Annotated in this window: 11 protein-coding genes; 5 read left to right on the top strand and 6 right to left on the bottom strand. The window is 63.0% G+C overall.

Annotation, left to right across the window (positions count from 1 at the left end):
• Positions 1-679 (bottom strand): aminotransferase class I/II-fold pyridoxal phosphate-dependent enzyme (locus VFU66_RS05220; RefSeq protein WP_326445182.1); only part of this gene is annotated, 679 nt, incomplete at its 3' end.
• Between the two features lie 125 nt (positions 680-804).
• Between VFU66_RS05220 and VFU66_RS05215 the strand changes: the two genes are divergently transcribed.
• Entirely contained in the window at positions 805-1,701 is an 897-nt protein-coding gene (locus VFU66_RS05215; RefSeq protein ID WP_326445181.1) for a hypothetical protein, read from the top strand.
• 202 nt (positions 1,702-1,903) lie between these two features.
• On the opposite strand, the gene VFU66_RS05210 is transcribed toward VFU66_RS05215, so the two are convergent.
• Together VFU66_RS05210 and miaA are read right to left on the bottom strand one after the other, a co-directional pair.
• A complete protein-coding gene (locus tag VFU66_RS05210; protein WP_326445180.1) occupies positions 1,904-2,653 on the bottom strand; it encodes a Bax inhibitor-1/YccA family protein in 750 nt (249 codons plus the stop codon).
• Positions 2,654-2,690: 37 nt separating this feature from the next.
• Positions 2,691-3,644 (bottom strand): tRNA (adenosine(37)-N6)-dimethylallyltransferase MiaA, encoded by a 954-nt coding sequence (gene miaA, locus VFU66_RS05205; protein WP_326445179.1) that lies wholly within the window; start codon positions 3,642-3,644, stop codon positions 2,691-2,693.
• Between the two features lie 35 nt (positions 3,645-3,679).
• Here miaA and VFU66_RS05200 point away from each other — a divergent pair, with 35 nt between their 5' ends.
• Entirely contained in the window at positions 3,680-3,817 is a 138-nt protein-coding gene (locus VFU66_RS05200) for a hypothetical protein (protein WP_326445178.1), read from the top strand.
• Here VFU66_RS05200 and VFU66_RS05195 read toward each other — a convergent pair.
• The gene (locus VFU66_RS05195; protein WP_326445177.1) at positions 3,811-4,866 is read right to left on the bottom strand and encodes an energy transducer TonB; all 1,056 of its coding nucleotides are present in this window, start codon (positions 4,864-4,866) and stop codon (positions 3,811-3,813) included. The two genes, VFU66_RS05200 and VFU66_RS05195, sit on opposite strands and share 7 nt — an antisense overlap.
• A gap of 43 nt (positions 4,867-4,909) precedes the next feature.
• On the opposite strand from VFU66_RS05195, the gene VFU66_RS05190 reads away from it, so the two are divergent.
• On the top strand, positions 4,910-5,557 hold the full coding sequence (locus VFU66_RS05190) for a MogA/MoaB family molybdenum cofactor biosynthesis protein (RefSeq protein ID WP_326445176.1): 648 nt from the start codon (positions 4,910-4,912) through the stop codon (positions 5,555-5,557).
• Between the two features lie 37 nt (positions 5,558-5,594).
• Positions 5,595-6,230 carry a YqaA family protein gene (locus tag VFU66_RS05185; protein ID WP_326445175.1) on the top strand — a complete coding sequence of 212 codons (636 nt, stop codon included), beginning with the start codon at positions 5,595-5,597 and terminating at the stop codon, positions 6,228-6,230.
• Between the two features lie 52 nt (positions 6,231-6,282).
• Here the strand turns inward: VFU66_RS05185 and VFU66_RS05180 are convergent, their stop codons facing one another.
• Positions 6,283-6,837: a DUF6580 family putative transport protein gene (locus VFU66_RS05180; RefSeq protein ID WP_326445174.1), complete on the bottom strand. Its 555-nt coding sequence runs from the start codon at positions 6,835-6,837 to the stop codon at positions 6,283-6,285.
• Between the two features lie 84 nt (positions 6,838-6,921).
• A complete protein-coding gene (locus VFU66_RS05175; protein WP_326445173.1) occupies positions 6,922-7,965 on the bottom strand; it encodes a metal-dependent hydrolase in 1,044 nt (347 codons plus the stop codon).
• A 51-nt stretch (positions 7,966-8,016) separates the two neighbouring features.
• On the opposite strand from VFU66_RS05175, the gene ligA reads away from it, so the two are divergent.
• Complete coding sequence (gene ligA / locus VFU66_RS05170) at positions 8,017-10,146, top strand: NAD-dependent DNA ligase LigA (protein WP_326445172.1); 2,130 nt, start codon at positions 8,017-8,019, stop codon at positions 10,144-10,146.
• The last annotated feature ends 56 nt before the right edge of the window (positions 10,147-10,202 follow it).

The raw sequence follows: 10,202 nt of genomic DNA, 5'->3' as shown, positions 1-10,202 counted from the left end.
GCACGCCCGATGCGTGCGCGTCATCGACCATCATGATCGCGCCGTACTTGTCGGCAAGGTCGCACAGCTTGTCCACAGGGCCGATGTCGCCGTCCATCGAAAAGACGCCGTCGGTGATGAGCAGCTTGCGCCCCGGCTCGTTCTGAATTTCTTTGAGCAGTTCTTCGGCGTGGGCAACATCTTTGTGACGGAAGACCTTGATCTTTGCCCTGGAGAGCCGCGCTCCATCGATGATGCTCGCGTGGTTCAGCTCGTCGGAGACGATGAAGTCCTCCTTGCCAAGGATGCTCGACACCGTGCCTGCATTGGCCGTGAAGCCGGACTGGAAGACGACGCAGGCCTCGACACCCTTGAACGCCGCGATCTTCTCCTCCAGCTCCATGTGGATGCGCATCGTGCCTGCAATGGTGCGGACCGCGCCCGAGCCTACGCCGTACTTCTCCGTCGCGGCGATGGCCGCCTCGCGCAGCTTCGGGTGGTCGCACAGGCCAAGGTAGTTGTTCGAGGCCAGGTTGATGACGCGCCTGCCGTCGTAGGTGCAGACCGGACCCTGCTCGTCATCGAGCACGCGCAGCCGGAAGAAGGTGCCGCGCTGGCGCAGATCGTCGAGCTGCGCGGTAAGATGAGAGAGTTGCGCGCGTTTGGCTGGCGGATTAGCTGGGGGATTGGTTGGGGTCATCGATGATCGTGTCCTTTGCCCGGCAGGCAACACCTGACGTGGAATCTGCATCACATGCTTATCTTTGCAATCCTATTCTATCTTTTCCCCCGCCTTGTGAATTCCAGAAAAATTGGAGTGATCCCATGAACATTCGTCATGCAGGCAGGTCTGTCGCAGTACTCGTACTCGGGCTGGTGATGATGACTGGCTGCCAGTCCAAACAGGATGCCGCCCTTGAAGCGGCAAAGAAGCAGGCTGCGGCCACCGGTCAGGCGCAGCAGGTCGTCTCGGTTGATAAGAACGGTAACACCGTGACGACGACGGTGCAGCCGCCAGTGCCGGGCCAGACAGGGCAAGTCGTCACCACGACCGTTGTGCCTAAGGCAACCATTCCGGCGAACCAGCCCGCCGTTGCGTCTGGTCAACCCGCCGTTGCTCCCGGGCAGCCGGCGGTGGCCGGCGACGGTCCGTATGGCGCCGAACAGCCGCAGCAGGCTGCGCCGGCCGTCGGGCCTGTGCGCCCTGCCGAGATTGTGATCCCACGCGGAACGTCGATGTCTATCCGGATTAATCAGCACATCAGCGTCAAATCGAGTCGTCCCGGCGACCGCTTCGACGGCGAGGTGGCCGAGGGAGTCAGCGGCCCGGACGGCAACGCCGTCATTCCGCGTGGAACGCCCGTCGGCGGGCAGATTGTCGCGGCTCACAGCCGGGGCCACTTCAAGGGCGCGTCCATTCTTGAGCTGCGCCTGACCAGCCTGACGCTCAACGGCACGCAGTATCCCATTGAGACCAGCGACTACGCCCGCAGCAAGAAGGGCAAAGGCAAACGCACCGCAGCCTTCATTGGCGGAGGCACCGGACTCGGCATGTTGATCGGCGGCATCGCCTCCGGCGGCACTGGCCTGCTGATCGGCGGGTTGGCCGGCGCTGGCGCGGGCACGGCAACCGGCGCGCTGACCGGCAACCGCGACATCGAGATTCCTTCGGAGTCGCTGCTGCGCTTCAGGCTTGCGCAGGACCTCGTCCTTCGGCAGTAGCGGATCGTCGGCGGAAATCAAGAAGGCCCATCCTTCGTGATGGGCCTTCGCACTCCTTCTACGCTAGTGTGGTGTCTCGAAAGTCCTTAGCATCAATTGGAATCGCAAACCGCAGATCCTTCGACTCCGTTTGGCGTAAAAACGGCCAAACTCCGCTCAGGATGACAGCTTGAATGATGTTGTGAACCTCGGGGACAGGACGCTAGTTGCTGCGCGTCTTTGTGAGCAGGCGGAAGATCTCCAGGTAAAGCCACACAAGCGTCACCATCAGGCCGAAGGCGCCGTACCATTCCATGTACTTCGGCGCACCCGCCGTCACGCCGCTCTCAACAAAGTCGAAGTCGAGAACGAGGTTCAGGGCCGCGATGATGACCACGAAGACGCTGAAGCCGATGCCGACGATCCCCGATCCGTTGATCGAATTGAAGTGAATGCCGAAGAACCCGAGCGCAATCTCTGCGAGATAGAAGAGCGCAATGCCTCCCGTCGCCGCAATCACTCCCAGTCGAAACTTGTCGGTTACGCGAATGATTCCGGTGCGATACACCAGCAGCAGCACCAGCAGGGTGCCGAAGGTCAGGGCGACGGACTCGATCGCGATTCCCGGGAAGCGCAGCTCCAGCACCGAGGAGATGCTGCCCAGCGCAAGCCCTTCCAGCAACGCGTAAACAGGCGCTCCCACTGGCGCCCAGGTCTTTTTGAACGTTACGACCAGCGCAACTACGAATCCGCCGATCAGCCCGATCCAAAGGTAGGGAAGCACGGTCGCCGCGGAGCGGGTCTGCATAAAGGCGTGCCAGGCCCAGGCCGCCGTTGCCATGGTGCACAGCAGAAGGATGCCGGTCTTGTTGACCGTTCCTTCGAGTGTCATCGTGTCGCCCACGCCGGAGTATTCGCGGCGGAATACCTGCGAGTTCAATGCGGGATTCGATGTTTTCATCAACTGAGCCATGTAGCCTCTCTCTTTTCAATTTCTTGTGGCCAGACCGTCAAATTCTATTACCTTTCAGATGTTTCTGAACCAGATCGCGCGCCTGCTCTTCGACTCCGGCGTCACTACCTGGGCCGTGCAGCCAGTGCATCCCATGCTCGCGGCGGAACCAGGTGCCCTGCCGCTTGGCATAGTTGCGGTGTCCCTGTTGTGCTCTGGCGACGGCTTCTTCTCGGGTCAGGTCTCCACGAAGTACTGCTGCGGCCTCCGCGTAGCCGAGCGAGCCGAGCGGGCGGCAGTCGTCTCCGTAGCGCGCGAGCAGGCGTTCGGTCTCTTCGATCAGGCCACGCTCGAACATCGCTGCGGCGCGTTGGTTGATGCGCTCATAGAGCAGCTCGCGCTGCGGGGCAAGGCCGAGGCGAAGAATGCGGTAGCCGGTTAGGGCATCGCGGCCCTTCTGCCATTGCTCGGTGAGCGGTCGTCTCGCTGCGAGCGAAACTTCAATCGCCCGAATGGCCTTGGGAATGTCGTTGGCGTGAATGGCGCGGGCGGCGGCAGGATCGAGCCGCCGGAGAACGCGATGCAGATGCTCTGCACCCCGCTCATCGGCTCGGCTTCGCAGGCGTTCACGCAGAGCAGGCTGGCGCGGAGGTGCGGGTGCGAGGCCATCGATCAGCGCGCGCAGATACAGCCCCGTTCCTCCGGCGACGATGGGCACGTGGCCGCGCTGCGTGATTCCGGCGAGCGCCTCGCGTGCCTGTCGGCTGTAGTCGCCTGCGGTGCAGGGTTCGTCGGGCCACACGATGTCGATCATGTGGTGCGGTACCAGCGCGCGCTCCTCATGCGAAGGCTTCGCTGTGCCAATCTCCATCTCGCGGTAGACGGCGACTGAGTCGCAACTGACAATCTCGCCCAAGAACTCTTCGGCCAGACGAATGGCGAGCGAGGTCTTGCCGCTGGCGGTTGGTCCGGCAATGACGATCAGCGGCTTGTCTTCCGCGTAGTCGCTCACCAGAGTCGCCACCATCCCGCAGGAGTGAATACGTGATGCAAACCTGCACGAAGCAGGCTGAAGACCAGCACGGCCAGCGCAAGCAGCAGCAACCCGCGCACCTGGCGGCGGCGTTCGAGACTTCTACGCTCGACAAATTTTTCTTGATCCAAAGCGGGCATCGGCGTCACTGAGCGGGCTGCATGTTCACCAGGAAGTTGATGCGCAGCACAAGATTCGGACCGTGGAAGCTGGCTGGCAGCGGCGGAAACTGTCCCACGCCGGTGATGCTGCCCCACGCCGCGCGGTCGAGTGCCTGATCGTGTGTTGAGCCGTCAAGATTCATGGCGCCGATGCGTCCGTCGGGCAGGATGGTGAAGCGAATCTGCGACTCGCCCTGCTTGTTCAGCGGCGGCCGTGCTTCTTCGGGAATCAGCGGCAGCCACGAGCGGTAGATGTCGCCGAGGATGCGCCTGAGGTACGGTCCGAAATCGACGCCCTGCGTGTCGGAGAGTACCTCGACGCCGGTATTCAGGCCGCCGTGCACCGCCGGAGCGTTCGCGCCGTAGTCACCACCGTTGCCCCGGTTGCGCGCTGCCTGCTCGGCCGCCTGACGGATCGCGTCCCCGGCGGATTGGCTCTGGTTGCCAAAGTTGGGCCGTGTAGGCGCAGGTCGGGGCGCGTCTACGATGGCCTGCTGCTGGGCCGCGTGCTGCGGCAGCGGCGCGGGCGGAGGCTGGTTATGCGCCTGTTGCGGCGCGGCCTGCTGCGGCTGCTCGGCGGGAGCAGGTGCCAGGGCGGGCGTCGGCGTGGGCGCTCCGGCCTTGCGCATCGCCTCCAGCTCTTGGAGTGTCTTCTTGTCGAGCGTGGGCTTCGCCGTCTGCTGGGTCTGGTCCTTGTCGCTCAGCACGTTGGTCGGCTTGTGCGGCAGCTTCGGCGCGGACTTCTGCATGTCCAGATACGTCAGTTCTTTTTCCCGCTGCTTCAGCACGTCCATCGGGTTGATGACGCGCGGCTGGTGAAAGAGGACCTGCGGCCCGTACATGACGAACCACGCCAGCGTCATGCAGAGGATGATGGAGATGTAGACGGACTCGCGGAACCGCGCCCGTGCCTGCTCGTCGTCAAGCGCGTCGAGCAGGTGGATGACCTCGTGGGCCTCCAGATCGCCATAGCGCGCCGTGCGCACCTTCACGGGCGGAGTAGGCGGTGCGGAGTCTGGCGGTGTCTCAAGCGTGGGCATGGATGTTGGTTCTGACGGTTTCGAGCGGTGAAAGTTACGTCAGATGAGCGAATTGGCCGCCGGGCGGAATGCCTGGGACAGTCTTCCTCTATTTTCTCATCTTTGGTGGAAAAACGGCCCGGAAGAGCAGTTTCGCCCGTTTCCGCCGCCCGGTACACTGGATGGCGTGACCGCTACGTTTCGATCCGGGATACGTGCCGTGGTGCTGACCATCAGCGACCGCTGCTCGCGCGGCGAGCAGGAGGATCTCTCCGGCCCCGCCGTCTGTGCGATGCTGCGCGAGGTGGGAATCGAGGACGTTGGAGCCGAGATCGTCCCGGACGAGATCGATCTGATTGCTCAGACCCTGCGCCGCCATGCCGATGCCGCTCAACTGATTGTCACGACAGGCGGAACGGGGCTTGCGGCGCGCGATGTCACTCCCGAGGCGACGCGGATGGTCTGCGACCGGCTGATCGACGGACTTGCCGAGCGGATGCGCGCTGAGGGAGCCAGCCAGACGCCGCTGGCCGCGCTCAGCCGGGGCGTGTGCGGGACCGTGGGCAAGACGCTCGTCGTCAACCTGCCGGGAAGTGTTCGAGGCGCGCGCACTTCGCTTGCGGCGGTTCTCCCTCTGCTGCCCCACGCGCTCGACCTGCTGGCTGGCCGCACTGAGCACAACGCCACCACCAATGGGGATACTCGCGGCTAAATGCGCCCAGGTAAACAGGTAAAATAAAAAGACCCCCGTGAAGATTCCCGCCTCTCTCTGGATCCATAAAGCGAACGTTGCCTTGCAGGCACTCGGCCTCTGGGGTCTGGGCGGCATGGCCATCGTCGATTCAGCGGCGATCCCGATGCCGCTCGACGCGCTGCTCATCAAAGATGTAGCGGAGAACCACGCGCGGTTCGTCGTCTACTGTCTCGTCGCGGCGCTGGGTTCGGCCATCGGCAGCATGGTGCCCTACTATCTGGGCCGCGCAGGCGGCGAGCTGTTTCTGCTCAAGCGTATCAACCGGCAACGCTACGAACAGTTGCGCGACCGTTTCGAGAAGCAGGAGTTTCTGGCCATCATGATTCCGGCCATGCTGCCTCCACCCATGCCGGTGAAGCTGTTCGAGCTGGCCGCAGGCGTCTTTGAGATGAAGCCGGTGTGGTTCTTCAGCGCCATGTTCACGGGCAAGTTTCTGCGCTTCATGGTGTGGGCGCTGATTACCATCTTCTACGGCCCGCAGATCCTGCACGGCCTCATCCAGATGATCCATGACCACCTGGGTTATGTGTTGGGCGGCGGCGGAATTTTCGTCGTGCTGGTCGCCGCCTACGTCGTCCGCAAGCTCTTCGATCGCCGCAGAGGGACGCGGTTCCCGGTCGAGGAAGAATAAAAAAGCCGCGAGTCAAGTGCTCGCGGGCTTTTGTCTCAGATGATGGGATGATTTACGCCAGAGGCAGGTTGTTGTTCTCCGCTCCGCGCAGCGTCTCGGCGATGTTCCGAGCCAGAGCCGGAAGTCCGAAGAGCGCGCCAGCCGTGAGGGCAGTTGAGATCACGTCATTCGCGTAGAACGGAATGCCCGCGACGTAGCAGGCGCCTAGGCCCGCTGCCGTGTGCGGATACATCACGCTGCCCGCCCACACGACGAAGTTGCTCACGAGGAAGAACGAAGTCGAAGAGGCCGCGACGGCCCCAGCCACGCGCCACCCGGTGCTCTTCGTGCGGAGCATATAGAAGCCCATCAAGCAGGCGGCAGCTTCCCATCCCCACGTCACCAGATAGTCGCTGGCGTGGAATGGATAGCCGAACACATACACCGTCAGGTAATAGTCAGTCGCCATCAAGGCCAGAACGGCGAAGACCAACTGCCACCGGCTGCGGCGTGCGCCGAAGTACAACAGACCGCCGCCGACGGCCGTGAATCCCAGATTGACCGTGTGGAACGAGTACGGCAGAATACGGCTGAGAACGGCAACGAGAAGAACGAGATAGGCAGCCATGCGGGACCTCTGTGTAGTGCAAATGTGCGCGGAAGCGGCACTCTCGATTGTCGGACTTTACCGCCTGCGGGTCAACTCGCAGCGTTAGTGCTGTACATGACCGTCCATCTCCATGCGCACCACGCGGTGGTCCGGGTTGAGCACGACCTTGCCGGAGAGTGGAGGGTCTTCACGGCCTTTCAGGAACAAGGTGTCGTACATGAAGCGCAGGTCGCGGAAGGTGACAGTTGTCAGGCCCTCGTAGCTCGTGCCGGTCTCGGTGACGAGCGGAAAGCTCGACCAGTCCAGATAGACCTCACCCAGCCAGGTGCGTTTGGCAACGAGCGTCGCCAGCGTGGTCGCAGGCTTATAGAAGATGTCGGACTCCTTGCTGGTCGTGACGGTGTTGCTCAGCGTGTCCACGGTGGCCAGTTGGTAGAACGCGGGCGTCTCGATGATGACGTTCCAGCGGAACGGATTCACCGGATAGGGGGTGGCGAAGACGCGCATGACCGGCGCACCGTAGTCTTCTGCCTGAGCAAGCTGCGTAGCATCCTGCCGCTCGACGATACGCCAGCCCCATAGCGCGACGATGGCGATGAGGGCCGCAATCGCCCATCCGCGCCCGCGAAAGATCGGCTTGCGCGCGCCGACTTCGCTTGAGACCAGCCCGAAGAGCGCCGGAGCGACCAGCGCGATCAGCAACACGCCGAAGATGACCGGCTCGAAGATGAAGACAATCGAGCCTTCATACCAGCGCGGATTGAACGGAAAGAACGGCCTGATGCCGTAGTTGTTCGTCCAGTCGAGCAGCAGGTGGCTCAGCAACGCGATGATGCAGAATCCGTAGAGCAGCCACCAGCACACCGGAGCAGCGGGTGGCTTGCCTGAGCTTCGCTTCATGCGCCAGCGATGAATCAGCCAGACAACAGCAACGACAACTGCGGCCTCCAACGGCAGCCCGAGCAACGTATGGGTCCATCCGCGATGATGCTGGAACGCCGCAACCGGCCCCTTGAACGACCATAGCGTATCCAGATCAGGAGCTTCGGCGGCCAGCGTCATGGCCAGCGTTGCGTAGGCCGCCTTGCGGTTAAAGCCGGCGCGCGCAAGCACGGCCCCTGTCATCAGGTGCGTCACAGGTTCCATGCGGCCAGCATATCGCACCGGGAACAAAATACCGTCTCTATAATTCTCGGTATGCGGACCGCCCCCACTCCAGGCCAGCAGATCGAGGCACTGCGCGACGAGCTGCGCCACCACGAGCATCTCTACTACGTTCTCGACGAGCCGAAGATCACCGACGCCGAGTACGACAAGCTGATGAACCGCCTCAAAAAGCTGGAGGCCGAGCATCCCGCGCTTATCACGCCCGACTCGCCCACGCAGCGTGTCGGCGGCAAACCGCGCGAGGGCTTCGTCAAGACGCCGCACTCGCGGCCTATGCTCTCGCTCGACAATGCCTACAATGAAGACGAGTTGCGCGCCTGGGGCCAGCGCGTGCGCGACGCATTGCCCGCAAGCGAGTCCGTGCAGTTTGTCTGCGAGTTGAAGCTCGACGGCCTCTCGGTCGCGCTGCACTACGGCCCCGGCTCACATGGTTCGGCGCAGCTCGTGCGCGGCCTGACGCGCGGCGATGGCACCATCGGCGAAGACGTGACGACGAACGTCCGCACCATCCGCTCTGTGCCGCTCAGTGTCTCCGCTGCGAAGCTCAAGGCGGCGGGACTGCCGCAGAGCTTCGAGGTGCGCGGCGAAGTTGTGCTGCCGCAGGCCGCGTTCGTCAAGATGAACGAAGACCGCGTCGCGCAGGGGCTCGCTCCTGCGGTCAACCCGCGCAACGCAGCCGCAGGCACCATCCGCACGCTCGAGCCGAACATCGTCGCCCAGCGGCGTCTCGACTACTACGCCTACTTTCTGCTGGAAAACGGCGAGATGTTACTGCCCGCGCAGTCTGCAACGCTCGACGCGCTGCGTGCAGCAGGCTTTCGCGTGAACCAGCACGCCCGCACCGTCGCCAACATCGAGAATGTGATTGGCTTTATCCAGGAAGCTGAACCTCTGCGCGAGACGCTTGGCTATGAGATCGACGGCGTCGTCATCAAAGTCGATTCCACCGCGCAGCAGCGCCGCCTCGGCTTCACCGGCAAGGCCCCGCGCTGGGCCATCGCGTACAAGTTTCCCGCGCGCGCTGCGACTACACGTCTCGAAGACGTGCTCTTTCAGGTAGGCCGCACCGGCAAGCTGACGCCCGTGGCCGCACTCGCTCCGGTCTTTGTCGGCGGCACTACCGTCACGCGTGCCACGCTGCACAATGCCGATGAGATCGAACGGCTTGGCGTCCGCATCGGCGACCTCGTCGAAGTCGAGCGCGGCGGCGATGTGATCCCCAAGATCACCCACGTGGTCGAGGAGAAAGGCTCGAAGACCCCGCGCCACAAAATCACGTTCCCCGCCGAGTGCCCGCGCTGCAAGACGCCGCTGGTGCGCGAGGAGGGTGAGGTCGACTGGCGCTGCGTCAACGCAAGCTGCCCTGCGCGACTCGAAGAGGAGCTGCGCCACTTTGCCTCGCGCGGCGTGATGAACATCGAAGGCCTCGGCGAAGTGCTGGTCGCACAACTGCTCGGCCACAGCATCGCGGAGCATGAGGCGGACGATGCGCTCGGCGAGAACGGAGATGCTCCAACCGGAGCGCCAACGCGCAAGGCGCTGGTCCACTCCGTAGCCGACATCTACACGCTCAAAAAAGAAGATCTGCTCACGCTCGAACGCATTGGCGAAAAGTCAGCCGACTCGCTGCTGGAGCAGATTGAGCGGTCGAAGCAGCAGCCGCTCAACCGCGTCATTCTCGGTCTCGGCATCCGCCACGTTGGCGAGCGCACCGCGCAGGCCCTGGCCGATGAGTTCGGCAGCATGGACGCGCTCATCGCCGCCAGTGCTGACGACTTGACACGCATCAACGACGTTGGCCCCAAGGTCGCCGAGGCCATCCGTGAATATTTCGACAACAAGCGCAATCTGGATCTCGTCAAGAGGTTACGTACTGAGGGCCTCACCTTCACGGCCGAAAAGCGCGTGCGGGGCACGAAACTCGAAGGCCTGACCTTCGTGCTCACCGGCACGCTGCCCAACCTCACCCGCGAGGCCGCGAAGGAGAAGATCGAGTCCGCCGGAGGCAAGGTCTCCGGTTCCGTCAGCAAGAAGACCAGCTACGTTGTCGCGGGCGAAGAGGCAGGTTCGAAGCTCGACAAAGCCAACTCGCTCGGCGTGCCGGTGCTCGACGAGGCTGCGCTGCTGAGGCTGCTCGAACATGGCGCTGAAGTTGCATGAGTTATCGAGCCGTCTGGTTTAGGAATCTGTTTTGACCACATGAAAACCATATAAAC

The sequence above is a fragment of the Edaphobacter sp. genome (assembly GCF_035763405.1).
GTDB lineage: Bacteria > Acidobacteriota > Terriglobia > Terriglobales > Acidobacteriaceae > Edaphobacter.
This window is presented reverse-complemented; position numbering and strand designations above follow the sequence as displayed.

Excerpts from the sequence above, each read along its gene's own strand:
- VFU66_RS05195 (WP_326445177.1), bottom strand. The coding sequence starts at position 4,866 with ATGCCCACGCTTGAGACACCGCCAGACTCCGCACCGCCTACTCCGCCC.
- VFU66_RS05175 (WP_326445173.1), bottom strand. The coding sequence starts at position 7,965 with ATGGAACCTGTGACGCACCTGATGACAGGGGCCGTGCTTGCGCGCGCC.
- VFU66_RS05210 (WP_326445180.1), bottom strand. The coding sequence starts at position 2,653 with ATGGCTCAGTTGATGAAAACATCGAATCCCGCATTGAACTCGCAGGTA.
- VFU66_RS05215 (WP_326445181.1), top strand. The coding sequence starts at position 805 with ATGAACATTCGTCATGCAGGCAGGTCTGTCGCAGTACTCGTACTCGGG.
- VFU66_RS05200 (WP_326445178.1), top strand. The coding sequence starts at position 3,680 with ATGCAAACCTGCACGAAGCAGGCTGAAGACCAGCACGGCCAGCGCAAG.
- ligA (WP_326445172.1), top strand. The coding sequence starts at position 8,017 with ATGCGGACCGCCCCCACTCCAGGCCAGCAGATCGAGGCACTGCGCGAC.
- VFU66_RS05180 (WP_326445174.1), bottom strand. The coding sequence starts at position 6,837 with ATGGCTGCCTATCTCGTTCTTCTCGTTGCCGTTCTCAGCCGTATTCTG.
- VFU66_RS05190 (WP_326445176.1), top strand. The coding sequence starts at position 4,910 with ATGAGCGAATTGGCCGCCGGGCGGAATGCCTGGGACAGTCTTCCTCTA.